Source organism: Streptomyces xiamenensis (genome assembly GCF_000993785.3).
GTDB classification, from domain to species: Bacteria; Actinomycetota; Actinomycetes; order Streptomycetales; family Streptomycetaceae; genus Streptomyces; species Streptomyces xiamenensis.
The window spans coordinates 475,847-500,983 of sequence record NZ_CP009922.3 but is presented as its reverse complement, the minus strand read 5'-3'; the positions used below and the strand labels follow the sequence as shown (position 1 = coordinate 500,983).

Genomic DNA, 25,137 nt, shown 5'->3' with positions numbered 1-25,137 from the left:
GCCGTCCGAGTGACGGCCGGGCCCGCCGCGCTGTGCGGGGTCAGTGCCCCTGCGGCACCGGCTCCAGGACGAAGACCGGGATCACCCGGTCCGTCTTCCGCTGGTAGTCGGCGTAGTCCGGATACGCCTCGACGGCCCGGGCCCACCACACGGCCTTCTCCTCGCCGGTCACCTCCCGGGCCACCATGTCCTGGCGCACCGGGCCGTCCTGGAGCTCCACCCGGGGGTCGGCCACCACGTTGTGGTACCAGACCGGGTGTTTGGGGGCGCCGCCCAGCGAGGCGACCACGGCGTAGCGCCCGTCGTGCTCCACCCGCATGAGCGGGGATTTGCGGATTCTGCCGCTTTTCGCGCCGCGGGTGGTCAGGATGATGACCGGCAGGTCCCGGCGCCGCTCGTCATCGGAACCGACCAGTTCCGCCAGGGTCGTTCCCCGGGTGCCTCCCGAACTCTCGTACAGCTCCACCTGATCCCGCACCAGCTTCGAGGTGCTCGGCTCGTACTCGCCGGTGAGTGGCATGGTGCCCCTTCCCTTCACGCGGTTGAAGAGTGTCCGTGCGGCACAACGTACGCGGCGGGCAGCGTCATTCCGCAGGGGCGCGCGGCGCTCAGGCCAGCCGGACGGCCAGGGCGGGATCGGGGGCCTCGGCCGCCTCCGGGTGGAAGATCCCGGCCAGTGCTTCGACGCCGTCCACCAGCCGTGGCCCCGGGCGGGCGAAGGAGGCGTTGGCGTCCACCGCCCACAGCGGCACGCCCGGCGGGAGCCGGTCCGCGACCTGTTCGGCGAGCCGGGCCGACTCGCTCAGGCCGAAGCCGCACGGGGCGCACACCACGACCTCGGCACCGGCGGCCCGCACCGTCTCCCAGCCGGTGCGGAAGGAGCGTTCCCCCGAGCGGCCCAGGACGCAGTGCCCGCCGGCCGCCGCCACCATGTCGGGTACCCAGTGGCCGGGGGCGAACGGCGGCTCGGTCCACTCCAGTACCAGCGCCGGCACAGGCCGGCGGGCCGCCACCCGCGTCCGTACCGCCGCCAGCCGCCGGTCCAGCGCGGTGATCAGGTGGTCGGCGGCCTCCCCGGTGCCGGTGGCCTCCCCGATCGTGCGCACCGAGTCCAGTACCTGCCGCAGGGTGTGCGGGTCGACGGTCAGCACCTCGGCCCGGCAGGAGAGGTAGTTGAGGGCGTCGTGCACCGTGGAGACGTCGACCGCGCAGACCGCGCACAGATCCTGGGTGACCACCAGATCGGCCGCCAGGGTGGCCAGCGCCCCGCGGTCCAGGTGGTACAGGTCCTCCCCGGCGGCCATCCGTGCGCTGACCACCCGGTCGATCTCGGCGGGCGGCAGCCCTTCGGGCAGCGCGCTGGTCGACACGATCCGGCGTTCGCGGGCCTGCGGCGGGTGGTCGCACTCGAAGGTCACGCCGACGACGCGGTCGCCGGCGCCGAGCGCGAAGAGGATTTCCGTGGCCGACGGGAGAAGGGAGACGATCCGCACGACCCCACCGTAGAGCCTGCGCGGGCTCAGGGAAGGGGGCGGGCGGCACGGGGGTTGAGCAGCGGGGTCATCAGGTCGCCGTGTGCGGCCAGCCGGTGCGGGAGGTCGTGCAGGGTGAAGACGAGTTGCTCCGGCTCCGCGCACCCGGCGACCTCCTCCCAGGTGACGGGGGTGGAGACCGCCGGGATGGCTCGGGCGCGCAGCGTGTAGGGGGCGGCCGTCGTCTTGCGGGCCGCGTTCTGGCTGTGGTCGATGAACACCTTGCCCGGCCGCAGCCGCTTGGCCATGGTGGCGATCGCGAGACCCGGCAGCGCGGCGGCGGCCTCACCGGCCACCGCCTTGGCGTACTCCGAGGCACGCCGCGAGTCCACCGGGCGCAGCGGGCTCAGCAGATGCAGCCCCTTGGAGCCCGAGGTCTTCGGGTACGCGGCCAGGCCGTCCCGGGCCAGGCGCTCGCGCAGCCACAGCGCGACCTCGCAGCACTCGGCGACGGTGGCCGGCTCGCCCGGATCCAGATCGAAGACCAGCCGGTCGGCGACGCCCGGCTCCTCGTACCGCCACTGCGGGGTGTGGAACTCCACCACCAGGTTCGCCGCCCACACCACGCTCGCCAGGTCCTGGAGGACGACCTGCCGCATGGTGCCGCCACCCGAGCGCGGCACCTCGCAGATCTTCACCCACTCGGGGGTGCCCTGGGGAACGTGTTTGGTGAAGAAGCGCTCGCCGTCCGGGCCGTCCGGATAGCGCAGCAGACTCAGCGGCCGATCCCGCAGATGGGGCAGGATCGCGCTGCCGTGGGCGGCGTAGTAGTGCAGCACCTCGCCCTTGGTCGTCCCGTCCGGATAGATCACCTTTTCCAGCCGGGACAGCGACAGACGACGTCCCTCCACCGCGACGACAGGCATAGCCTGAGGATGGCATGAAAGCGGGCAGAAGGGGTGAACGATGCGATCGCTGTGGAAGGGCACCATCTCCTTCGGCCTGGTCAGCATCCCGGTGAAGGTCGTCAGCGCTACCGAGAACCACTCGGTGTCCTTCCGGCAGATCCACACCGCCGATGACGGCCGGATCCGCTACCGCAAGGTGTGCGAGCTGGACGGGGAGGAGGTGGGCGGCGACGAGATCGGCAAGGCGTACGAGGCGGCCGACGGCTCCGTCGTCCAGCTCACCGACGACGACCTGGCCGCGCTGCCGCTGCCCACCGCCAGGACCGTCGACATCCTCGGCTTCGTCCCGGTGAGCAGCATCGACCCCTACCAGCTGGACCGCTCCTACTACCTGGCCCCGGACACCGGCGCGATCAAGCCCTACGCGCTGCTGCGGGAGGCCCTGCGGCGCAGCCAGAAGGGCGCCATCGCCAAGCTCGCCATGCGCGGGCGCGAGACGCTGGCCCTGCTGCGCGCCCTGGAGGGGGACGGCGAGGCGGTCCTGGGGATGCACACCCTGCTGTGGCCCGACGAGATCCGCCCGGCCACCGGGGTGGTGCCCGGCGAGCGGGTCACCGTCCGGGACGCCGAACTGGACCTCGCCGACACCCTGATGGACACCCTCGGCTCGGTGGACATGGCCGAACTCCACGACGAGTACCGCGCGGCCGTCGAGGCGCTGGTCACCGCCAAGCTGGAGGGCCGGGTGCCGGAGGAGATCACCGAACGGCCGGCCACCGGCGGCCGGGTGATCGACTTGATGTCCGCCCTGGAAGACAGCGTGCGCAGCGCCCGCCAGGCCCGCGGCGAGGAGGAGCCGGAGGGGGAGGCGACCGTCACGCCGATCAAGAAGAAGGCCGCCGCCAAGAAGTCCCCGGCGAAGAAGAAGGCCACGGCCGGCAAGAGCACCAAGAAGAGCACCGCGAAGAAAAGCACGTCGAAGAAGACCGCCGCCAAGAAGACCACGACCCGCAAGCGGGCCTCCTGAGGTCCGGCGGCGGCCCCTTTCTCACCCGTACGAGTAGAAGCCCGCGCCGCTCTTGCGGCCCAGCTGCCCGGCCGACACCATCCGGCGCAGCAGCGGCGGCGGGGCGTACAACTGCTCCTTGAACTCCTCGTACATGCTGTCCGCGATCGCGGCCACCGTGTCCAGGCCGATCAGATCGGTCAGCCGCAGCGGGCCCATCGGATGGGCGCAGCCCTGCTCCATGCCGGTGTCGATGTCCTCGCGGGTCGCCGCCCCCGACTCGAACATCCGGATGGCGGCCAGCAGATACGGCACGAGCAGCGCGTTCACCACGAAGCCGGAACGGTCCTGGGCCCGGATCGCGTGCTTGCCCAGCACCTCGCCCACCAGCGCCTCGGCGCGGCGCACCGTCTCCTCCCCGGTGGTGAGCGCCGGGATCAGCTCCACCAGGGTCTGCACCTGCGGCGGATTGAAGAAGTGGATGCCGATCACCTGCTGCGGGCGGCCGGTGGCCACCGCCAGCTTCACCAGCGGGATGGAGGAGGTGTTCGAGGCCAGGATGGCGTCGGGGCGGGTCACCACCTGGTCGAGCACCTGGAAGATCTCGGTCTTGACCGGCTCGCTCTCCACCACCGCCTCGATCACCAGATCACGGTCGGCGAACTCGCCGAGATCGGTGGTGAAGGTCAGCCGCTCCAGGGTCGCCCCGTGCTCCTCCGCGCTGATCTTGCCGCGCTCGGCCGCCTTGTCCAGGGAGTTCACCAGCCGGGTGCGGCCCAGCTCCAGCGCCTCCCCGGTGGTCTCGGCGACCCGCACCGAAAGCCCTGCCCGCGCGCACACCTCCGCGATGCCCGCGCCCATCTGGCCGCAGCCCACCACTCCGACGCGTTCGATGTCCTTCACACCGTGCCCCTTCGCTGGTCCGGTCCTGTCCACGGTTCGGTCGGTCGGCCCCGACGTTACCGGGCGCGGACGGGCGGAGCGGGACCGGCCGGGGAAGGGTACGGCCGGTCCCTGTGGGGTGACGGTGCGCTGTGATGCACAGCGCCGCCCTTCCGTCACGCGCTGTCGCCGTAGATCACCCCGCGGCCGTTGGTCGAGAGATAGACGCGGCCGTAGATCCGCGGATCGCCGGTGATGGCGTCACCGGTCCACGCCCACTGGTGGTCGTCGTCGTTGATCCGGGTCCAGGTGGCCCCGGTGTCGGTGGAGCGGTAGACGCCGCGCACGCCGTTGACCACGCCGCTGCTGTACAGCGCCTGGTACGACTGGCCCGGGGCCGGCGCTCCGAAGCCGATGTTGTCGGCGTCGATGCCGGTGTTCCGGGTGAAGGTGGCGCCCCCGTCGGTGGAACGCCACAGCCCGCCGCCGGCCAGCCAGATGTCCCCGGTGCGCCCGGGAACGGCGCCGAACCGTACCTCGCCGGTGGCGGGCAGGCCCTGCGCGGCGGAGGCGGTGAAGGTCGCCCCGCCGTTCGTGGAGATGTAGAAGGTGCCCTGGTGGAAGCCGTAGAAGCGGTTCGGGTCCACCCGGTCCGCCTCCACCCGCGCGCCCTGCGGGATGCCCTGGGACGCGCTCCAGGAGTTGCCGAAGCCCACCGAGTGGTGCACGCCCGTGTTCTCCGGGCTCCACACGAAGCGGCTGCCGTCGGCGGCGGCCGCCACCGTACCGCCACCCGCACCGCCCGGGGTCGATCCCGACCACCAGTGGGCGCCGTTGTCCGTGGAGAAGCCGATCAGCGGATCGGTGCCGTCACCGACGTGGGTGCCGACCCGCACCACGATGTTCGGCGCCAGCTCGGCGTAGTCCAGGCTGCTGGTGGTGCCGAAGCTGGGCTGGCGGAACATCATCGCGGGCACCTGGTCCACATCGGTGTGCCGGAAGCCGCCGATGTCCCCCAGGCCGCTGAGCAGCGGGGCACCGGAGGGCGGGGAGATCAGGTCACGGACCGAGGTCTCCTCCAGGCCCTTGACGAACGGGCGGACGGTGAAGGTCTGGTCCCGGTCCCAGTTCGTGAGCTGGGTCGTGCCGTACACGGTGGCGCCGGTGCCGTACAGCAGCCGGTCCGGGTCGAACGGGTCGATCTCCATCCCCTCGGTCATCCACCCCAGCTTCGGGGTCTCCTCCGGGGGCTGCGGGTTCTCGCCGAAGGTGAGCCACGGCACCGCGGACACATCCATCGTGTACCGCTTGTCGCGCTGCGGATAGTTGCCCCACTGCCAGGCTGCCGTCCAGCTGTCGCCGCCGTTCGTGGAGCGGAAGATCTGGGTGTCCGGCCACCAGGAGCTGTAGCCGGTGACCATCACGGTGCCCGGGTTCTGGCGGTCCACGGTCAGCCCGGAGAAGCCGAACCACCGGTCGCCGCCGGCCGGGACGGGGGAGATGTCCGTCCACTGGCCGGTGCCCGTGTCGTACCGCCACACCTCGCCGTCCTCGGCGGCGTACGGGCCCGGGTTGTCGGCGGTGGCGACGTAGAGGTCGCCGGTCTCCTCGTCGAGCACCCCCTTGTGCGGGAGATAGCCGGTGGGCTGGCCGGGCACCGGGGACCAGGTCCGGCCGCCGTCGGTGGAGCGGTAGACGCTCTCGTCGAGGTCGGCGACGCCCGCGTACAGCGTCTGGGTGGTGGAGCCGGGGGAGCCGGTGGAGGGGTCGAAGGTCACCCACACGACGCCGATGATGTCGTTCTCGTAGCCCCCCGGATCATCCGGATTGAGGACGTAGTCACCGGGGTTGGGGAAGGTGGTGACCTTCTGCCAGGTCACACCGGCGTCCGTGCTGCGCCACAGGCCCTGGCCGCTGGGGGCGCCCAGGTAGAGGACGTTGTTGTTGTGGGGGTCCACGACGAGCCGCTCGCCCATGCCGCGCCCGGGCATGTTGCCGCCGAGCTTGAAGGGGAGCTCGGTGCGCTGCCACGTCCGGCCCCGGTCCGAGGAGCGCAGGATGGCGCCGTTCTCGGGGTCCCAGTCGTTGGTGTACGTGCCCACGGCCGCGTAGACGCGGTCGGGGTCGACGGGGTCGGTGGCGAGAGAGGCCACACCCGTGTAGCCCCAGTCGTCCCAGCCGATGGAGTCCAGCAGCGGTATCCACTCCTGGCCCTGCTCGTTCCAGCGGTAGGCGCCGCCGATGTCGGTGCGGGCGTAGACCAGGTCGGGCTCGGAGCGGTTGAAGACGAAGCTCGGGACGAAGCCGCCGCCGCCGATCCGGACGTTCTTCCAGGTGTACGCCTGGGCGCCGACATCCTCCGCGGAGGCCGCGGGGGCGGCCGTGGTGAGGAGTCCCGCAGCCAGTGCAAGGCCGGCCATGATCGCCGTCACCGGTTTCCATCTGCGCACGTGAGCGCTCCTTGTGTGGCAAGACCGCCGGGCGGGCGGTATGGGGGGTGGAGAGACGTGATCAAGCGATGGGAGCGCTCCCAGATGTGCGTGTCGCAGATGTTAACCGTCGAATGGTGTTCGCATAAGGGGTGTGTCACGGGCAGATCACGGCAAGGCTTTTGGACGAGGCGGGTCCCGCGGTGATACGCATACGGCGGGCAGCTCAGTACGCAGGAACGACACCCCAGGGGGAGTCCAGTGGGACGAGTCAGCCGCAGGGTCTTCGGCACCGCGACGGTCGGGGTACTGGCCTCGGTGCTGACGTTCTCCCAGGCATCGGCGAGCGGCGGGCCCCGCGGTGGCCGCCGCGAGGAGGGCGCGGCGGGCGCGGCCGGGCCGGGCAACGCGGCCGACGGGCTGCGCGGCATGTGGATCGCGACCGTCGCCAACATCGACTGGCCCCGGCAGGGCGCGCCGGCCGCCGACGCCAAGGAGCAGCTGACCGACCTGCTGGACGCGGCCCAGCGGTGGAATCTGAACACGGTCTTCTTCCAGGTGCGGCCCACCGCCGACGCGCTGTGGCCGTCGCCGTACGAGCCGTGGTCGCACTGGCTGACCGGCACCCAGGGCAAGGACCCCGGATGGGACCCGCTGGAGTTCGCGGTCGAGGAGGCGCATGCCCGCGGCCTCGAACTGCACGCGTGGTTCAACCCGTACCGGGTGGCCATGCACGCCGACCCCTCCGCGCTGGCCAAGGACCACCCGGCCCGTACCCACCCGGAGTGGGTGGTGACGTACGGCGGGCGGATGTACTACAACCCCGGTCTGCCCGAGGTGCGGACCTTCGTGCAGGACGCGATGTGCCACGCGGTGGAGCACTACGCCATCGACGGCGTGCACTGGGACGACTACTTCTACCCGTACCCGGTGGCGGGCGAGACCTTCGACGACGCGGCGGCCTTCGCCGAGCACGGCGGGGACTTCACGGACCTGGGCGACTGGCGGCGGCACAACATCGACCTGCTGGTGCGGGAGATGCGCGAGCGGGTCGCGGACCTCAGGCCGGGAGTGCCCTTCGGCGTCAGCCCGTTCGGGGTGTGGCGCAACAGGTCCACCGACCCGCTCGGCTCCGACACCCGCGGCGGGGTGCAGACCTACGACGATCTGTACGCGGACGTACGGGCGTGGGTCAAGGAGGGCCGCATCGACTACGTGCTGCCGCAGCTCTACTGGAACATCGGCTACGACGCGGCGGACTACGAGACGCTGGTGCGCTGGTGGGCCGATGTCGCCGAGGGCACCGGGGTCGCGCTGTACATCGGCGAGGCCCTGTACAAGTGCGGTGACGCGGCGCAGCCCGACGCCTGGCAGGACCCCGTGGAACTCTCCCGCCACATCACGCTGTGCGAGGACTTCCCGGCGGTGGGGGGCAACGCCTTCTACTCGGCCGCGCACGTGGTGCGCGATCCGATCGGCGCGATGACCCGGGTCTTCGAGGACCACTACCGCGCCTGAGGCGCCGCGCTTGGGCGGCGATCCTCAGGTCCGGCCCGGCCACCAGTGGCGCCGGCCGCCCTTGCCCCGGCCGCCGGTCCGCCCGTGCGCCGTGTGCTCCACCACGGTGTCCGGCCCGGGCGACAGCACGGTCTCGTGGCCGTCCCCGGAGCGGACCCGGTAGGGCGGCGCGCCGTCGGCGCCCAGTACCTCCACGACCTCGCTGATCCGGTCCTCCTGGCCCACGGTTCTGCCGTGGGTCACCATCCGGTCGCCCGCTCTCGCCCGCATCGCCTTCCCTCCCGTCGCTGATCGCGTCTTCGGGTGTGCTTCTCAGGTGTGATACTTTCGCCTGTTTTCAGTCTATTACTGATGATCTGTCCTGGCGTGTTCGGGGCGGGACGGGGCCAGCTGGGTGACCGCGATGCACGCCAGGACGGCCAGCGCGGTCACGGGGGCGGCCCAGGTCATGTGCTCGTCCAGGAGCAGCACCGCCCACGCGAGCGTGAGCAGCGGCTGGGCCAGCTGAAGCTGACTGGCGCGGGCGACCCCTGCGCGCGCCAGACCCCGGTACCACAGGACCAGGCCGAAGAACTGGGACACCAGCGCCACCCACAGCAGCCCGGCGAGGGAGCGGGCGGTCGGCTCGAACGGCTCGGCTGCCAGGGCCAGTGCGGCGGCGGGCACGGCGAACGGGAGGGAGAGCAGCAGCGCCCAGGAGATCACCTGCCAGCCGGGCAGTTCGCGGGCCAGCCGGCCGCCCTCGCCGTATGCGGCGGCGGTGATCAGCAGTGCCGCCGCGAGATAGAGGTCGCCGCGGGTGAGGGAGCCGCCCCCGGTGCCGAGGGTGAAGGTGACCACGGCGGCGGCACCGGCCAGGGCGGCCGTCCAGAAGGCGGGGGAGGGGCGGCTGCCGGTGCGCAGCGTCCCGTAGACGGCGGTGGTCAGCGGGAGGAGACCGATCACCACGGCGGAGTGGGAGGTGGAGGAGGTCTGCAGGGCGAGCGCGGTGAGCAGCGGAAAGCCGATGACGGTGCCGCAGGCGACCACGGCCAGCCCCGCCCAGTGGCGGCGCTCGGGGCGCGGGGTGCGGGTGAGGCGCAGGGCGACGGCGGCGATCAGGGCGGCGAGCACGATGCGCAGCGAGGTGGTGGTCCACGGGCCGAGGCCGTCCATGGCCCAGGCGGTGCCCGGCAGGGTGAAGGAGAACGCGAGGACTCCGGCGGCGGCGAGCGCGATACCGCCCCGGTCGGTGGCCGGTATCGGTGCGGGGGCCGGGGTGGCGACCGCTATCGGCGCCGGTGCGATAGCGCTACTGTCTACTCTCATGCACCACAGTAGCAGTGAGAGTGAATTGGCTCGCGTTCTGCGTGAAGAGCTGAACCGCTACTCGCCCGGTGAGAAGCTGCCGTCCAGTCGGGCCCTGGTCGAGCGGCACCGGGTCAGTCCCGTCACCGTCTCCAGGGCACTGGCCGCGCTCGCCGCCGAGGGCCTGGTCGTCACCCGCCCCGGGGCCGGAGCCTTCCGGGCCGTCCCCCGGGCCGCCGTTCCCGCCCCGGGGGACACCTCCTGGCAGGAGGTCGCGCTCAGCGCGGACGCGCTGGCGGAGGGCGGCGGGCCGCGCGGCGCCGACGCGAGCGGTGTCCTGGCCACCCTGGCGGTGCCGCCGCCCGGCGTCATCGAGTTCAACGGTGGCTATCTGCCGCCCGCACTGCGCCCCGAGCACGCACTGTCGGCGGCGCTCGCCCGCGCCGGGCGGCGGCCCGGGGCCTGGGACCGGCCGCCGATGGAGGGGATCGAGGAACTGCGGGTCTGGTTCGCGCGGGAGATCGGCGGCCCCGGCGGCGGGCTCTCCCCCTCCGGCGTACTGATCACCGCGGGCGGACAGAGCGCGCTCACCACCGCGCTGCGGGCACTCGCCCCGCAGGGCTCCGCCGTCCTCCTGGAATCCCCCACCTACCCCGGGCTGCTGGCCGCCGCCCGCGCCTCCGGGCTGCGCCCCGTCCCGGTGCCGGTGGACCGTGACGGGGTGCGGCCCGAACTGCTGGAACGCGCCTTCGCGGCCAGCGGGGCCCGGGTGCTGGTGTGCCAGCCGCTGTTCCAGAACCCCACCGGCGCCGTGCTCCACCCCGAGCGCCGGGCCCGGGTGCTGGCGGCGGCCCGGGCGGCCGGGGCCTTCGTCATCGAGGACGACTTCGCCCGCTGGCTGGCCCACGACGACGCCGGCGCCCTGCCGCCCGCCCTGGCCGCCGACGACCCGGACGGGGTGGTGGTGCATGTCCGTTCCCTCACCAAGATCACCTCGCCCAGCCTGCGGGTCGGCGCCCTGGCCGCCCGGGGCCCGGCCTTCGAACGCCTGCGGGCGATCCAGGTGGTCGACAGCTTCTTCGTACCGCGCCCGCTCCAGGAGACCGCGCTGGAACTCATCAGCTCCCCGGCCTGGGCCCGCCATCTGCGCACGGTCGCCGCGGAGTTGCGGCTGCGGCGGGCGGCGATGGCCACCGCGCTCGCGGCCGAACTGCCGGACGTCCCGCTGCCGCACATCCCGCACGGCGGCTACCACCTGTGGCTGCGGCTGCCCGAGGGCTCCGACCCGGCGGCGGTGGCGGAGGCCGCGCTGCGCGCGGGGGTGGCGCTGGCCCCGGGCGCCCCGTACTTCGCGGCCGAGCCGCCGTCCCCGTATCTGCGGCTGAGTTTCGCGCCGGCGGCGGGGGTGGGAGAGATCGGCGAGGGCGTCCGGAGACTGCGCACCGCCTGGCCCGCGTAACACCTCAGGAGATTTACGTCGCCGTAGTGGTGCGGTACACAGGTGGCTCGTACCATCGCGCCATGCTGGTCACGCTGATCGCCGCTGCCCGCACCTCCCCGCTCCTGGAAACCCGCTTCGGCGATGACCGCCCGCTGGACGCCGCCGGGTGGCAGGCGCTGGAACGGGCCGTGCCGGCCCTGGCGCCGCTGGCCGCCGCCGAACTGCGGTACTGCTCGCCGACCGCGGGCAGCCGGCAGACCGGCGAGGTCCTCGGATACGCGCCGCTCGCCCAGCCGGCGCTGCGGGACTGCGACATGGGCCGGTGGAGCGGACTGACCCTCGCCGAGGTGACCGCCCGTGAACCGGCGGCGGTCGACGCGTGGCTGACCGACCCGCGCGCGGCACCGCACGGCGGGGAGGCCCTGCTGTCGTTCATCTCCCGGGTCGGCGGCTGGCTGGACACCCGCCCGCTGGCGGACGACGGCCGGATCGTGGCGGTGACCGAGGCCTCGGTGATCCGGGCGGCGATGCTGTACGCGCTGAAGGCCCCGCCGCACGCCTACTGGCGCACCGAGATCTACCCCCTGTCGGTGGTCAGCCTGCACGGCGCCCGCGGGCAGTGGAATCTGCGGCTCGGCTGACCGGGTCGCGGGAGGGGCGAACGGCCGGTCCGCGGCGGCGCGTTCGGGCGCGGGCGGACGTCCGGGGCCCGTCTCCGATCCGTGGCGTGGTGACGCCCCCCGGGAGGTGCGGGGTGAACGTCCCCGGCGTGACCCGGCGTTGGCCCTCGTCCGTGCGCCGTGGGAGTGCCCTCCTCGGGGCTCATCCTCCGATAGTGGGACGGAATCGGCACTGCCGTGGGACCGTACGGCGAAAGTCAGGGCCGGGCCGGCGCTCCGAGGACGGACAGCAGTTGCAGTTTCTCGTGGCTCTCGCTGCCGGGGATCGCCGTGTAGACGAGCAGTGAGTGGCCCTGGTCCGGGTCGACCAGCCTCTGACAGGTCAGTTCGAGGGCGCCGAGTTCGGGGTGGACGAAGTTCTTGACCTCGTGGGGACGGATGCCGACCTCGTGCGCGTTCCACACCGTCCGGAACTCCTCGCTGCGGGCGAGCAGCAGGTCGGCGAAGTGCGCCGCGCGGGAGCCGGGGCCGCGCAGGGTGGCCAGCTCGCGCAGGCCCGAGGCGAACATCCGGGTGAGGAACGGGTGCTCCCGGGGGTCGTAGAGCGCCCGCGTGGCGGGATCGGTGAACCAGCGGTAGCCGATGCTGCGGGCCGGGCCGCTGAAGCGGGTGGTGTCGCCGGTGAGCGCCACGCCGAGCGGCGACTGCCGCAGGGTCTCGCCGAGTTCGGTGACGATCTCGGCGGGGGTGTCGTCGAGCCGGTCGAGGATGCGCAGCAGGCCGGGGCTGATGTGTTCGCTGATGGCGCCCCGGGCGGGCGGGTTGTGCCCGGCAAGCCGGAACAGGTGGTCGCGCTCGTCGAGCGAGAGGTGGAGTCCCTGAGCGATGGAGGCGATCATCTGCTCGGACGGCTGGGGCCCGCGGGCCCGCTCCAGGCGCGCGTAGTAGTCGGTCGACATGTGGCAGAGCGCCGCCGCCTCCTCCCGACGCAGTCCTTCGGTGCGGCGGCGCCGCCCGCGCGGCAGGCCGACGTCCTCGGGTTGCAGCGCCGCCCGGCGGCGCCGCAGGAACTCCGCCAGTCCGGTCCGGTCGATCACCATGGGCTCCCCTTCTCGGTACGGGGTCATTCCTACCGCCCGCGGGCCCGGGTAGCCACGGCCCGCCGATCCCCCCTTCCGGACACCGGGACGCGCGCGGCGCGCCGGGCGGGCGGGGAGCCGCTCGCGAACCCCTCGGGGCACCGGTCCCGCCGGCCGGCCCGGCCGTGCCCCGCGTATCAGTGGATCGAGCGGTCCTGGATGGCGGCGCGATCGTTGCCCATCGTGGGAGCGAGGACCACACCCACGAGGAGCCCACCCATGTCACGTAAGCCCATCGACCTCCCTCTCCCCGATCTCGCCGGGAAGCGCGCCGTGGTGACCGGCGCCAGTGACGGCATCGGTCTCGGCATCGCCACGAGGCTCGCGGCGGCCGGTGCCGAGGTGCTGCTGCCCGTCCGGAACCCGCGCAAGGGGGAGGCGGCCGTCACCGCCATCGGGCAGCGGGTCCCCCGGGCGAAGGTGTCCCTGCGCGCCCTCGACCTGTCCTCACTCGACTCCGTAGCGGCCCTCGGCAGGACCCTGCGGGAGGAGGGGCACCCCCTCCACCTCCTCATCAACAACGCCGGCGTCATGACACCGCCCGACCGGCAGACGACGGCCGACGGCTTCGAGTTGCAGTTCGGCACCAACCACCTCGGCCACTTCGCCCTGGTGGCACACCTGCTGCCGTTGCTGCGCGCCGGACGGGCCCGGGTGACCTCGCAGATCAGCGTCGCGGCCAACCGGGGCGCCATCAACTGGAAGGACCTCAACTGGGAACGCTCGTACGAGGGCATGAGCGCCTACAGCCAGTCGAAGATCGCGTTCGGCCTCTTCGGGCTCGAACTCGGCCGGCGCGGCCGGGCCCACGGCTGGGGCATCACGAGCAACCTCTCCCATCCGGGGGTCGCTCCGACGAGCCTGCTCGACGCCCGCCCCGAGGTCGGCCGGGACCGGGAGACCGGGGGCCGCAGGCTCATCGGTGCCTTGGCGGCCCGCGGCCTGCTCGTCGGGAGCGTCGAGAGCGCCGGGCTCCCGGCCCTCCGCGCCGCGACGGTGGCCGACGGCGAGGAGGCCGTGTTCTACGGCCCGAGCGGTCTCGGGCACCTGGGCGGCGGCCCGGCGGAACAGAAGCTCTACTCCCGGCTGCGCGGCACCGAGGACGCCCAGCGGATCTGGAGCGTCTCCGAGGAGCTGACGGGGGCGGTGTTCCCGCACAGCTGAGGCGGCGTGCCCCTTCGGCGGAGGCGGAGATCCCCCATCCGTGTGATTGCATAAAACTGCTGGTCTACGTATAGTCATGCCATAGCTGATGAGGAGGCGATGGTGGCGATGCGTGCTGCGGTGGCAGGGGCGAGTGGGTATGCCGGCGGGGAGATCCTGCGGCTGCTGCTGGGGCATCCGGAGATCGAGATAGGGGCGCTGACCGGCCACTCCAACGCCGGTCAGCGGCTGGGGGCGCTCCAGCCCCAGCTGTACCCGCTGGCGGACCGGGTGCTGGAGCCGACCTCCGCCGAGGTGCTGGCCGGGCACGACGTCGTCTTTCTCGCCCTGCCGCACGGCCAGTCCGCCGCGGTCGCCGAGGAACTGGGGGAGAGCACCCTCATCGTCGACTGCGGGGCCGACTTCCGGCTCGCCGACGCCGCCGACTGGGAGCGGTACTACGGCAGCCCGCACGCCGGGACCTGGCCGTACGGGCTGCCCGAGCTGCCCGGCGCCCGGCAGGCGCTGCGCGGCGCGCGGCGGATCGCGGTGCCCGGGTGCTACCCCACGGCCGTGTCCCTGGCGCTCTTCCCGGCGTACGCGGCCGGGATCGCCGAGCCGGAGGCCGTGATCGTGGCCGCCACGGGCACCTCGGGGGCGGGCAAGGCGGCCAAGCCGCATCTGCTGGGCAGCGAGGTCATGGGCTCCATGAGCCCCTACGGCGTGGGTGGCGTGCACCGGCACACCCCCGAGATGATCCAGAACCTGTCGGCCGTGGCCGGCACCCGGATATCCGTGTCCTTCACCCCCACCCTGGCCCCCATGTCGCGCGGCATCCTCGCCACCTGCTCCGCGAAGGCCAAGCCCGGGGTGACCGCCACCGCGCTGCGCGAGGCCTACGAGAAGGCCGTGGCCGGTGAGCCCTTCCTGCGGCTGCTCCCGGAGGGCCAGTGGCCCGCCACCTCCGCCGTGTACGGCGCCAACAGCGCCCTGCTCCAGGTCGCCCTCGACGAGGACGCCGGCCGCGTCATCGCCATCAGCGCCATCGACAACCTCACCAAGGGCACCGCCGGCGGCGCGGTGCAGAGCATGAACATCGCCCTCGGCCTGCCCGAGGAGCTGGGACTTTCGACGATCGGAGTCGCGCCATGAGTGTGACGGCAGCGCAGGGATTCCAGGCGGCGGGCATCGCCGCCGGGATCAAGGAGAACGGCAACCCGGATCTGGCGCTCGTCGTCAACCGGGGCCCGCGCCGTGCGGCGGCCGGTGTCTTCACCTCCAACCGCGTCAAGGCCGCCCCCGTGCTGTGGTCCGAGCAGGTCCTCAAGGGCGGCCGGGTCTCGGCCGTCATCCTCAACTCCGGCGGCGCCAACGCCTGCACCGGGCCCCTGGGCTTCCAGGACACCCACGCCACCGCCGAGAAGACCGCCGAGGCCCTGGGCGAGGGGCACAGCGCCGGGGAGATCGCCGTCGCCTCCACCGGGCTGATCGGCACCCGGCTGCCCATGGACGCCCTGCTGCCCGGCATCGACACCGCCGTCACGGCGCTGTCCCGGCACGGCGGGGAGAAGGCCGCCATCGCCATCAAGACCACCGACAGCGTGCACAAGACCGCCGTCGCCGAGGGTGAGGGCTTCACCGTGGGCGGCATGGCCAAGGGCGCGGGCATGCTCGCGCCCGGGCTGGCCACCATGCTCGTGGTGCTGACCACCGACGCCGACGTGGACGCGCGGGATCTGGACCGGGCGCTGCGCGCGGCCACCCGCACCACCTTCGACCGGGTGGACTCGGACGGCTGCATGTCCACCAACGACACCGTGCTGCTGCTGGCCTCCGGTGCCTCCGGCGTCACCCCGGAGTCCGGGGCGTTCGCCGAAGCCGTCCGCGAGGTCTGTGCCGATCTGGCCCGGCAGCTCATCGGGGACGCCGAAGGCGCCTCGAAGGACATCAGGATCGAGGTCGTCGGCGCCGCGAGCGAGGACGACGCTGTCGAGGTCGGCCGCTCCATCGCCCGCAACAACCTGCTCAAATGCGCCATCCACGGCGAGGACCCCAACTGGGGGCGGGTGCTGTCCGCGATCGGGACCACCTCCGCCGTCTTCGAGCCCGACCGGCTCAACGTCGCCATCAACGACGTGTGGGTCTGCAAGGACGGCTCCGTCGGCGAGGACCGCGACCTGGTGGACATGCGCTTCCGTGAGGTGCGCATCACCGCCGACCTGGCCGCCGGGGACGCCTCCGCCGTCGTCTGGACCAACGACCTCACCGCCGACTACGTCCACGAGAACAGCGCGTACTCGTCGTGACCCAGCAGCCGGAGACCCCCATCGGTACCGCACGCAAGCACACCGCCCAGCCCAAGGCCCGCACACTCATCGAGGCGCTGCCCTGGCTGACCCGCCACCACGGCAAGATCGTCGTCATCAAGTTCGGCGGCAACGCCATGATCGACGAGGAGCTGAAGGCGGCCTTCGCCCAGGACGTCGTCTTCCTGCGGCACGCCGGACTGCGACCCGTCGTGGTGCACGGCGGCGGCCCCCAGATCACCGCCCAGCTCGACCGCCTCGGCTTGGAGTCCGAGTTCAAGGCCGGGCTGCGGGTCACCACCCCCGAGGCCATGGACGTGGTCCGGATGGTGCTCGCCGGGCAGGTGCAGCGCGAACTCGTCGGGCTGCTCAACCGGCACGGGCCGCTCGCCGTCGGGCTCACCGGTGAAGACGCCCACACCATGACCGCCACCAAACGCTACGCCGATGTCGACGGCGACCGGGTGGACATAGGCCGGGTCGGCGAGATCGCCGCCGTGGACACCGGCGCGATCGAGGCGCTGCTGGCGGACGGCCGCATCCCCGTCGTCTCCTCCATCGCCCGCAGCGCCGACGACGACCACATCTACAACGTCAACGCGGACACGGCCGCCGCGGCCCTGGCCGCCGCCCTGGGCGCCGAAACACTCATGGTCCTCACCGACGTCGAGGGCCTGTACGCGGACTGGCCCGCCAGCGACGAGGTCATCAGCCGGCTGACCGTCAGCGAACTGGAACGGCTACTGCCCGACCTGGCCAGCGGCATGGTGCCCAAGATGGAAGGGTGCCTGCACGCCGTACGCAGCGGGGTGCGTACCGCCCGCGTCATCGACGGGCGCGTCCAGCACTCCATCCTGCTGGAGATCTTCACCGACGAGGGCATCGGCACCATGGTCGTGCCGGACCAAGGAGAGCCGACATGAGCAGCAACCAGGACCTGATCGGCCGGTGGCAGGGCGCCCTGATGGACAACTACGGCACCCCGCGCATCCCGCTCACCCACGGTGAGGGCGCCCGGCTGTTCGACGCCGACGGCAAGGAGTACCTGGACTTCGTCGGCGGCATCGCCGTGAACTCCCTGGGCACCGGGCATCCGGCCGTGGTGCGCGCGGTCTCCGACCAGATCGCGCTGCTGGGCCATGTCTCCAACCTCTTCATCGCCGAGCCGCCCGTCGCGCTCGCCGAGCGGCTGCTGGCCCTGGCGGGGCGTCCCGGCCGCGTCTACTTCTCCAACTCCGGCGCCGAGGCCGTCGAAGCCGCCTTCAAACTCGGCCGGCTCACCGGCCGCACCCACATGGTGGCCACCACCGGCGGCTTCCACGGCCGGACGATGGGTGCCCTGGCGCTGACCGGTCAGCCGGCGAAGCAGCGCGGTTTCCAGCCCGTTCCGGGCGATGTCACCCATGTGCCCTACGGAGACGCCGAGGCGCTGCGCGCCGCCGTCACCCGGGACACCGCGCTGGTCATCCTCGAGCCCGTGCAGGGCGAGAACGGGGTGATCGTGCCGCCGGCCGGCTACCTGGCGGCCGCCAGGGAGATCACCCGGGCCACCGGCACCCTGCTGGTGCTGGACGAGGTGCAGACCGGAATCGGCCGCACCGGCCAGTGGTTCGAGGGGCTGGCCCAGGGGGCGGAGGCCGACATCGTCACACTCGCCAAGGGTCTGGGCGGCGGGCTGCCCATCGGCGCCACCCTCGCCTTCGGACCGGCCGCCGAACTGTTCGCCCCCGGACAGCACGGCTCCACCTTCGGCGGCAACCCGGTCTCCTGCGCCGCCGCTCTCGCCGTGCTCGACACCATCGAGTCCGAGGGACTGCTCGCGCACGTCCGGCGCATGGGTGAGCGACTGCGGGAAGGCATCTGGCAGTTGGGCCACCCGCTGGTCGACCGGGTCAGGGGAGCGGGGCTGCTGCTGGGTATCGTGCTCACCGAGCCGCTCGCGGCGCAGGTGCAGCAGGCAGCCCAGGCGGCGGGCATTCTGGTGAACGCCGTGGCGGCCGACGTGGTGCGGCTGGCGCCACCGCTGATCATCGATCAGGCGGAGGTGTCGGCGTTCGTCCGCGCCCTGCCCGGGGTGCTGGATGTGGCGGACGCCCGGGCGAAGGCGGCACCCGCCCGCCGCTGAACCGTGACCGACCGAACCGGAGAGGGAGCATGACCGATGACCGGCTGGGCAACGGCCCGTCCGTACCGCAGACCCGTACGGCCCGGCACCGCCGGATCGTCGACATCCTCAACCGGCAGCCGGTGCGCTCGCAGAGCCAGCTCGCGAAGCTCCTCGCCGACGACGGCCTGAGCGTCACCCAGGCGACACTCAGCCGCGACCTGGACGAGCTGGGCGCGGTGAAGATCCGCAACACCGGAGGTGAGCTGATCTACGCCGTGCCCAGCGAAGGCGGTTTCCGCACGCCACGGGCCCCGCTGGGGGAGTCGGCCAAGGAAGAGCGCATGGCCCGGCTGGCGGGAGAACTGCTGATCTCCGCCGAGGCGTCGGCCAACCTCGTGGTGCTGCGTACCCCGCCGGGCGCGGCGCAGTTCCTGGCCTCCGCCATCGACCAGGCGGAGGTGCACGACATCCTGGGCACCATCGCGGGGGACGACACGCTGCTGCTCATCAGCCGCGATCCGGCCGGCGGCCAGTCCCTGGCGGAGCATCTGCTGCGGGTGGCGCAGAAGCAGCAGGACTGAGGCTTGTCCGCCGGATCTCGCCCGGCCCGCCAACCCAGCCGACCGTCCCTCTTCGGCGGACTCCGGAGGGCTTACCAGCGGTGGTGGATATCCGCACGGGCCCAGCGGTCGTAGAGCTCGCCGACGGCTTTGAGCGTCTCGTCCGGCAGGGGGTCGAGTGAGGCGGCCTGTGCGTTCAGGCGCGCCTGCTGGGGGCTGCGCGCACCCGGGATGACGGAGGTCACGCCCGGCTGCTGGATGATCCATCGCAGTGCCGTCTGGGCCGGTGTCGCTCCTTCGGCGGCCAGCGCCGAGAACTCCGCCGCGGCCTCGACACCCTTGGCGTACTCGATCCCCGAGAACGTCTCGCCCTGGTCGAACGCCTCACCACGGCGGTTGAACGTGCGGTGGTCGTCGTCGGAGAAGACCGTGTCCCTGGTGTACTTCCCGGACAGCAGACCGCTGGCCAGCGGCACGCGCGCGATGATGCCCACGCCCGCCGCGGTGGCGGCGGGCAGCACGTCCTCGAGCGGCTTGAGCCGCAGCGGGTTGAAGATGATCTGCACACTCGCCGTACCCGGCCGGGCGATGGCCGTCAGCGCCTCCGCGCAGGTCTCGACACTCACCCCGTACGCCGAGATCCGTTCCTCCTCGACCAGGGTGTCCAGCGCGTCGAAGACCGCGTCCGAGGAATAGACAGGGGTGGGCGGGCAGTGCAGCTGGATCAGATCCAGCCGTTCCACTCCCAGATTCCGGCGTGAGCGGTCGGTCCAGGCCCGGAAGTGGTCGAGGGTGTAGAGATCGGGGTCCAGCGCGACCCTGCGTCCCATCTTCGTGGCGACCACCACCCCGGCGTCGGGGCGTTCGCGCAGGAACCGTCCGATGACCCGCTCGCTGCGCCCGTCCCCGTACACATCCGCCGTGTCGAAGAACGTCACCCCGGCCTCCACCGCCGCCTCCAGCACCGAGAGAGCGGCCTTCTCCTCCACCTGCCCCCAGTCGGCCCCCAGTTGCCAGGTGCCCAGCCCGACAGCCGACACCCGCTGCTCGCTTCTGCCGAGGACTCGCTGCTCCACCTGCTTCAACTCCCACTCCACCGCTTCGGTCACCTGGCCGGGCCATCGATGTCGCCCGGGACGATCCCGTACCGAGCCGCAAAGGTCCCCTGAACAGCGGAACCCCTCCAGAATCGAGTACCCCTCGGCACACTCCAGCACATCGGCGGCCACAGCGTCCAAGCCTGCCCCCTCGCTCGCCGGTCGTCACGACCCTCCAACACCAGCCGCCGCCCGTGACCGACCGACGATGGCACCGGCTTCGGACCGGGCAGCTGATGCCCGATCACCGGACGGAAAGCCTCTGACTCACGTCACCGGCCTCCTTCGTCGAACCTTCGTGAGGCCCGCGCCTCACCGGCGTCCGGTCGGGCGGGCTCGCAGGTGAACGGAGGGTAGGACCCGCAGTCGCGGCCGGACCGCCCCGGGGACGGTCCGGCCGCGTGCGCCGGGGGCCGCCGTCAGCGGTCGCGTTGGGTGGCGAGTTCGGCCAGCGCGGTGAGGCGCTCGGCCGCCTCCGGCGCCGGACGCGCCGAGCGCAGCGCCGCCAGGGCCCTGGCCAGTTCCTCGCGTGCGGTGCGCTCCGCCCAGGCCCGGCCCCCCGCCTCCTCCACCAGACGGCTCAGCTCGGCGACCTCGCTCGGCTCGGCCTCCGGATCGGTGTACAGGGCGGCCAGCCGCTGCCCCGCCGGGGTACCGGAATCGAGTGCGGCGACCACCGGCAGCGACTTCTTGCGGCTGATCAGATCGGCGCCGGCCGGCTTGCCGGTGACGGCCGGGTCACCCCAGATGCCCAGCAGATCGTCCGTCAGCTGGAAGGCCATTCCCAGATGGGTGCCGAACCGGTGCAGCAGGTCGGCCTGTTCGAGGCTGCCACCGCCCCACAGCGCGCCCAGCGCACAGGAGACGGCCAGCAGCGCGGCGGTCTTCTGCTCGGTCATGTCCAGGCACTCGGCGAGGGTCACGTGCGAGCGTTCCTCGAACCCGATGTCGGTCTGCTCGCCCTCGATCAGCCGGGTGGTGGCCTCGCTCAGCCAGCGGATGCCGGTCACCGTGTGCGGCTGCGGCGGCCCGTCGCACAGCACCCGGCCGGCGTGGATCAGCAGGGCGTCGCCCGCCAGCAGTGCGGCGGAGGAGCCGAACACCGTCCAGGCGGTGGCCCGGTGTCTGCGCGTCGTGTCTCCGTCGAGGATGTCGTCGTGGAGCAGCGAGAAGTTGTGCACCAGTTCCACCGCGACGGCGGGCAGCAGGGCGGAGTCGGCGGTGCCGCCGACCGCTTCGGCGCAGGTCAGTACCAGGGCCGGGCGCAGTGCCTTGCCCTGGGGGGCGTTCTCGGGCCGGCCGGCGCTGTCCACCCAGCCGAAGTGATAGGACGCGACCCGGGCCACGGGCGCGGGCAGCCGCTGTGTCCAGGACCGCAGCGCCGGGTCCAGGAGTTCGCGGGTACGGGTGAGGGTGTCCTTGGCGGTGTGCTGCCCTGACGCCAGATCGGGGACGGGGGTCATGGACGGAGTCTCCAATTCCTCGGCTGACGGATGACCGGGGACGGCGCCGCCGGTCGGCGGGCAGCCGTACGGCGATGACGCGTGGCGTTGTCAGCTTGACCGCTTTTCGGACAGGGCGGAACGGCGCGTTCCGGATCGGCTTCACGCCGGGCGCGCTCCAGTGCGCCGGCTTGGACCACCACCGCGCCGCTGACCTGGGTGCTCCGTGCTCGCGGTCCGGCTGTTCCGTCTGCCGTCGGTACCCTGATCTCCGGATTCTGTCGCGCGCCCCTCATTTCGAACACGCTGCGCCTGCTTCCCCCGTGGGGGTTGCCGCCTCGTGGGCCTCGCAGTCCCCGCCCGGCGGGGCGTGGATTCAGTCCGCCGCGCGGTCGCCCCGGGGCGGAGTGGGCGGCAGAGGGAGGGGCAGGCCCGGGAGCCCGTCGATGCTCCGGGCGATGTGGTCCTTCTTGCGGAAGTAGGCGTCCAGGCTTTCGTCCGTCTCCCGGGCGAAGCGGGAGGCGTGCAGCGGCCGCTCGCTGTCGTAGCTCATGAACGGCACCGCGTAGCCGCAGGAGTCGCGGATGCGTTCGGCGGTCACCACGATGATCGCCCGGTGGCCGTGCGCGTCCGGGTCGATGGTGGTGAAATGGGTCATCAGCTCCGGCCAGCGCGGGTCGTCCCGGAAGACCGGCTCCCCGCGGCCGTGCACGCGGACGATGGTGGGCGGCCCCTGGAAGGCACACCACATCAGGGTGATGCGGCCGTTCTCGCGGAGGTGGGCCACCGTCTCCGCGTTGCTGCCGGCGAAGTCGAGATAGGCGAGGGTGTGCTCGTCGATGACGGCGAGGGAGCCGCGCAGACCCTTGGGCGAGAGGTTGACGGTTCCGGCGCCGGAGAGCGGGGCGCTGGCGGTGAAAAAGATCGGCTGTTCCTCGATGAAGGTCCGCAGCCGTCCGGCTATCCGGTCGTATGTCTTTCCCATGGGCTCAGTCTGCTCCACGGCCCCGGGAAGCCGGCAGGGAGTTTTTTGACGGGCCATGCGCCAGGATGCATACTTATTCGGAACAGCGTATGCATCCTGGGGAGGGACCCGTGACCGAGCGCGTCGTGGTCACCGGCCGCAGGTCCACCCCATCGCTGGACGACTTCGACCTGGCCACCTGCGACACCGGCGACATGCCCCACCCGTCGATGTCCCAGGGATTCACCGAGATCTTCGGCACGTCCGGAATGATCGCCGCACGACGGGACCTGACACCGTGACCCACACCGCACCGAACGACGTCAAGCTCTGGGGCGGCCGGTTCGCCGACGGCCCCGCCGCCGCGCTGGAGAAGCTCAGCGCCTCCGTGCACTTCGACTGGCGGCTCGCGCCCTACGACATCGCCGGATCACGCGCCCACGCCCGGGTCCTGCACCGTGCCGGGCTGCTCACCGACGACGAGCTGGAGCGCATGCTGGCCGGGCTCGACCGGCTGGCCGCCGATGTCGCCGACGGCTCCTTCACCGGGACCATCGCCGACGAGGACGTGCACACCGCCCTGGAGCGCGGCCTGCTGGAGCGGCTGGGCCCCGACCTCGGGGGCAAGCTGCGGGCCGGCCGGTCCCGCAACGACCAGGTCGCCACCCTCTTCCGGATGTACCTGCGCGACCACGCCCGGATCATCGGCGCGCTGATCGCCGACCTCCAGGAGGCCCTGGTGGGCCTCGCCGAGGCCCACCCCGAGGTCGCCATGCCCGGGCGGACCCACCTCCAGCACGCCCAGCCGGTGCTCTTCGCGCACCACGTGCTCGCCCACTTCCAGGCCCTGTCGCGCGACGCGCAGCGGCTGCGCCAGTGGGACGAGCGCACCGCGGTCTCGCCCTACGGCTCGGGCGCGCTGGCCGGTTCCTCGCTGGGGCTCGACCCGCAGGCGGTGGCCGCCGACCTCGGCTTCGAGGGCGGCTCCGTCGCCAACTCGATCGACGGCACCGCCTCCCGGGACTTCGTCGCCGAGTTCGCCTTCATCACCGCGATGATCGGCGTCGACCTGTCGCGGATCGCCGAGGAGATCATCATCTGGAACACGAAGGAGTTCTCCTTCGTCACGCTCCACGACGCGTTCTCCACCGGCTCCTCGATCATGCCGCAGAAGAAGAACCCGGACATCGCCGAGCTGGCGCGCGGCAAGTCCGGCCGGCTGATCGGCAATCTCACCGGGCTGCTGGCGACCCTCAAGGCGCTGCCGCTCGCGTACAACCGGGACCTCCAGGAGGACAAGGAGCCGGTCTTCGACTCCTGCGACCAGCTGGAGATCCTGCTGCCGGCCTTCACCGGCATGCTGGCCACCCTCACCGTCCACCGCGAGCGGATGGAGGAGCTGGCCCCGGCCGGGTTCTCCCTGGCCACCGACATCGCCGAGTGGCTGGTCAAGCAGGGAGTGCCGTTCCGGGAGGCGCACGAGAGCGCGGGCGAGTGCGTCAAGGTCTGCGAGGCGGCCGGCATCGAGCTCGACGAGCTGACCGACGAACAGTTCGCGAAGATCTCGCCGCGGCTGACGCCGCAGGTGCGCACCGTTCTCAACGTGCCGGGCGCGCTCGCCGCGCGCGACGCGCGGGGTGGCACGGCACCGTCCGCCGTCGCCGTACAACTGGCCGAGGCCAAGGCGGATCTGACGGTGCAGCGGGAGTGGAGCGGTCCCGCCGTCGTCTGATGTCCGCCGGGAGCCGGCGGGTCGGGGCGGGTCAGTGCCCCGGCCCGGCCCGCCGTGCCCGGTCACTCGCCGGGGAAGCGCAGCCCGATGCGCTCGCGGGCCGCGTCCAGGGTCCGCATCACCGCCAGGGTGCCCTCCAGCGGCACCAGCGGGGACTCGCTCTCGCCCGCCCGCAGCGCCCGCATCACCTCGGCCGCCTGGTGCGCGTACGTCTGGTGCGGGCCCAGGTCCGTGAACTCCTGCGGCTCGGCACCCTCACGGTGCAGCGTGAACCGGTCGGGGAAGAAGAACCCGCCGGGCAGGTCGATGCGACCGGCCGAACCGGTGACCGACGCCCGGTTCGCGGTGCCCGCGACCAGCGAACAGGTCAGCGCCGCCACCGCCCCGCTCTCATAGCCGAGCAGCAGTCCGGTGTTCTCGTCCACTCCGCCGCTCATGTGCGCCCACGCTGTGACATGCTCCGGCTCACCCAGCAACAGCTGGGCGAAGGACACCGGATACACCCCCAGATCCAGCAGCGCCCCGCCGCCGAGCGCCGGGTCGCGCAGCCGGTGCTCCGGCGGTATCGGCCCGGCCAGCCCGAACTCGGCGTTCACGGAGCGGATCTCACCGATCGCGCCGTCCCGCACCAGCTCGGTGATCCGGCGGATCGCCGGATTGCAGTACATCCACATGGCCTCCATCAGGAAGACCCCGCGCTCCCTGGCCAGCGCCACCAACTCGCCCGCCTCGGCCGCGTTCAGCGTGAACGGCTTCTCGCACAGCACCGGCTTCCCGGCCAGCAGGGCGGTACGCACCGCCGCGTGGTGCGCACTGTGCGGAGTCGCCACGTACACGACATCCACCTGCGGATCCTCCGCCAGTTCCCGCCAACTGCCGTACGCGCGCGGCAGGGAGAAACGCTCCGCGAATCTTCGCGCCGACTCCTGGGTGCGCGAACCGACCGCCACCACCTCGGCGTCCGGCATCGCCATGATGTCCGCGGTGACCGCGGCGGCGATCGAGCCGGTCGCCACAATCCCCCACCGGATGGGGGATTTCGGACCCTGCGTGACCTCGTTCATCTGGCCCTCCTCCGTGCTGC

General features: G+C 72.4%; 23 protein-coding genes and 1 pseudogene. 12 read left to right on the top strand and 12 right to left on the bottom strand.

Translation table 11 applies throughout. The features are described 5' to 3' along the window. Positions 1–40 precede the first annotated feature (40 nt). The 3 genes from SXIM_RS02180 to ligD form a co-directional block, all read right to left on the bottom strand. Positions 41–520, bottom strand: a complete 480-nt coding sequence (locus SXIM_RS02180; protein WP_030727336.1) for a nitroreductase family deazaflavin-dependent oxidoreductase — start codon at positions 518–520, stop codon at positions 41–43. Positions 521–608: 88 nt separating this feature from the next. Continuing rightward, positions 609–1,493 (bottom strand): cobalamin-binding protein, encoded by an 885-nt coding sequence (locus SXIM_RS02175; RefSeq protein ID WP_043176916.1) that lies wholly within the window; start codon positions 1,491–1,493, stop codon positions 609–611. 26 nt (positions 1,494–1,519) lie between these two features. After that, positions 1,520–2,398 carry a non-homologous end-joining DNA ligase gene (gene ligD / locus SXIM_RS02170; protein WP_046722779.1) on the bottom strand — a complete coding sequence of 293 codons (879 nt, stop codon included), beginning with the start codon at positions 2,396–2,398 and terminating at the stop codon, positions 1,520–1,522. 40 nt (positions 2,399–2,438) lie between these two features. On the opposite strand from ligD, the gene ku reads away from it, so the two are divergent. Continuing rightward, a complete protein-coding gene (gene ku, locus SXIM_RS02165; protein WP_030727327.1) occupies positions 2,439–3,407 on the top strand; it encodes a non-homologous end joining protein Ku in 969 nt (322 codons plus the stop codon). Positions 3,408–3,428: 21 nt separating this feature from the next. On the opposite strand, the gene SXIM_RS02160 is transcribed toward ku, so the two are convergent. Together SXIM_RS02160 and SXIM_RS02155 are read right to left on the bottom strand one after the other, a co-directional pair. Next, the gene (locus SXIM_RS02160; RefSeq protein WP_030727324.1) at positions 3,429–4,289 is read right to left on the bottom strand and encodes a 3-hydroxybutyryl-CoA dehydrogenase; all 861 of its coding nucleotides are present in this window, start codon (positions 4,287–4,289) and stop codon (positions 3,429–3,431) included. A gap of 155 nt (positions 4,290–4,444) precedes the next feature. Beyond that, on the bottom strand, positions 4,445–6,688 hold the full coding sequence (locus SXIM_RS02155) for a WD40/YVTN/BNR-like repeat-containing protein (protein WP_342783638.1): 2,244 nt from the start codon (positions 6,686–6,688) through the stop codon (positions 4,445–4,447). 270 nt (positions 6,689–6,958) lie between these two features. On the opposite strand from SXIM_RS02155, the gene SXIM_RS02150 reads away from it, so the two are divergent. Further along, complete coding sequence (locus SXIM_RS02150) at positions 6,959–8,215, top strand: glycoside hydrolase family 10-like protein (RefSeq protein WP_046722778.1); 1,257 nt, start codon at positions 6,959–6,961, stop codon at positions 8,213–8,215. Between the two features lie 24 nt (positions 8,216–8,239). Here SXIM_RS02150 and SXIM_RS02145 read toward each other — a convergent pair whose 3' ends face one another. Then, positions 8,240–8,485, bottom strand: coding sequence for a DUF1918 domain-containing protein (locus SXIM_RS02145; protein ID WP_046722777.1), 246 nt, complete (start codon positions 8,483–8,485; stop codon positions 8,240–8,242). A gap of 75 nt (positions 8,486–8,560) precedes the next feature. Next, the gene (locus tag SXIM_RS02140) at positions 8,561–9,523 is read right to left on the bottom strand and encodes a DMT family transporter (RefSeq protein WP_046722776.1); all 963 of its coding nucleotides are present in this window, start codon (positions 9,521–9,523) and stop codon (positions 8,561–8,563) included. On the opposite strand from SXIM_RS02140, the gene SXIM_RS02135 reads away from it, so the two are divergent. Together SXIM_RS02135 and SXIM_RS02130 are read left to right on the top strand one after the other, a co-directional pair. Then, positions 9,522–10,961 carry an aminotransferase-like domain-containing protein gene (locus SXIM_RS02135; RefSeq protein WP_046722774.1) on the top strand — a complete coding sequence of 480 codons (1,440 nt, stop codon included), beginning with the start codon at positions 9,522–9,524 and terminating at the stop codon, positions 10,959–10,961. The two genes, SXIM_RS02140 and SXIM_RS02135, sit on opposite strands and share 2 nt — an antisense overlap. Positions 10,962–11,023: 62 nt before the next feature. Then, the gene (locus SXIM_RS02130; RefSeq protein WP_030727308.1) at positions 11,024–11,584 is read left to right on the top strand and encodes a histidine phosphatase family protein; all 561 of its coding nucleotides are present in this window, start codon (positions 11,024–11,026) and stop codon (positions 11,582–11,584) included. Positions 11,585–11,820: 236 nt separating this feature from the next. Here the strand turns inward: SXIM_RS02130 and SXIM_RS02125 are convergent, their stop codons facing one another. Further along, positions 11,821–12,663, bottom strand: coding sequence for a helix-turn-helix transcriptional regulator (locus SXIM_RS02125; protein WP_199811760.1), 843 nt, complete (start codon positions 12,661–12,663; stop codon positions 11,821–11,823). Between the two features lie 258 nt (positions 12,664–12,921). Between SXIM_RS02125 and SXIM_RS02120 the strand changes: the two genes are divergently transcribed. The 6 genes from SXIM_RS02120 to SXIM_RS02095 all read left to right on the top strand — a co-directional run bounded on the left by SXIM_RS02120 (position 12,922) and on the right by SXIM_RS02095 (position 18,839). Then, positions 12,922–13,866: an SDR family oxidoreductase gene (locus tag SXIM_RS02120; RefSeq protein WP_030727304.1), complete on the top strand. Its 945-nt coding sequence runs from the start codon at positions 12,922–12,924 to the stop codon at positions 13,864–13,866. Between the two features lie 102 nt (positions 13,867–13,968). After that, positions 13,969–14,997 (top strand): N-acetyl-gamma-glutamyl-phosphate reductase, encoded by a 1,029-nt coding sequence (argC, locus tag SXIM_RS02115; RefSeq protein ID WP_030727301.1) that lies wholly within the window; start codon positions 13,969–13,971, stop codon positions 14,995–14,997. Next, positions 14,994–16,151, top strand: a complete 1,158-nt coding sequence (gene argJ / locus SXIM_RS02110; RefSeq protein ID WP_046722772.1) for a bifunctional glutamate N-acetyltransferase/amino-acid acetyltransferase ArgJ — start codon at positions 14,994–14,996, stop codon at positions 16,149–16,151. Before argC ends, argJ begins: the two co-directional genes overlap by 4 nt. After that, the gene (gene argB, locus SXIM_RS02105) at positions 16,148–17,074 is read left to right on the top strand and encodes an acetylglutamate kinase (RefSeq protein ID WP_234306757.1); all 927 of its coding nucleotides are present in this window, start codon (positions 16,148–16,150) and stop codon (positions 17,072–17,074) included. Before argJ ends, argB begins: the two co-directional genes overlap by 4 nt. After that, a complete protein-coding gene (locus tag SXIM_RS02100; protein WP_046722770.1) occupies positions 17,071–18,276 on the top strand; it encodes an acetylornithine transaminase in 1,206 nt (401 codons plus the stop codon). The genes argB and SXIM_RS02100 overlap by 4 nt, the downstream gene beginning before the upstream one ends. A gap of 29 nt (positions 18,277–18,305) precedes the next feature. Then, positions 18,306–18,839: an arginine repressor gene (locus SXIM_RS02095; protein WP_030727291.1), complete on the top strand. Its 534-nt coding sequence runs from the start codon at positions 18,306–18,308 to the stop codon at positions 18,837–18,839. A gap of 71 nt (positions 18,840–18,910) precedes the next feature. On the opposite strand, the gene SXIM_RS02090 is transcribed toward SXIM_RS02095, so the two are convergent. The 3 genes from SXIM_RS02090 to SXIM_RS02080 form a co-directional block, all read right to left on the bottom strand. Then, positions 18,911–19,903, bottom strand: a complete 993-nt coding sequence (locus tag SXIM_RS02090; protein ID WP_107073970.1) for an aldo/keto reductase — start codon at positions 19,901–19,903, stop codon at positions 18,911–18,913. Positions 19,904–20,334: 431 nt separating this feature from the next. Beyond that, positions 20,335–21,378 carry a polyprenyl synthetase family protein gene (locus SXIM_RS02085; protein WP_030727285.1) on the bottom strand — a complete coding sequence of 348 codons (1,044 nt, stop codon included), beginning with the start codon at positions 21,376–21,378 and terminating at the stop codon, positions 20,335–20,337. Between the two features lie 355 nt (positions 21,379–21,733). Beyond that, positions 21,734–22,342: a pyridoxamine 5'-phosphate oxidase family protein gene (locus tag SXIM_RS02080; RefSeq protein WP_030727283.1), complete on the bottom strand. Its 609-nt coding sequence runs from the start codon at positions 22,340–22,342 to the stop codon at positions 21,734–21,736. Between the two features lie 119 nt (positions 22,343–22,461). Between SXIM_RS02080 and SXIM_RS27225 the strand changes: the two are divergent. Beyond that, positions 22,462–22,623, top strand: a pseudogene (locus tag SXIM_RS27225) (argininosuccinate synthase); the annotation flags it as partial. Then, entirely contained in the window at positions 22,620–24,053 is a 1,434-nt protein-coding gene (argH, locus tag SXIM_RS02075) for an argininosuccinate lyase (RefSeq protein ID WP_030727281.1), read from the top strand. The pseudogene SXIM_RS27225 and the gene argH, both read left to right, overlap by 4 nt. A gap of 62 nt (positions 24,054–24,115) precedes the next feature. Here argH and SXIM_RS02070 read toward each other — a convergent pair whose 3' ends face one another. Beyond that, positions 24,116–25,117, bottom strand: a complete 1,002-nt coding sequence (locus SXIM_RS02070) for a Gfo/Idh/MocA family protein (RefSeq protein ID WP_046722769.1) — start codon at positions 25,115–25,117, stop codon at positions 24,116–24,118. Positions 25,118–25,137 lie beyond the last annotated feature (20 nt).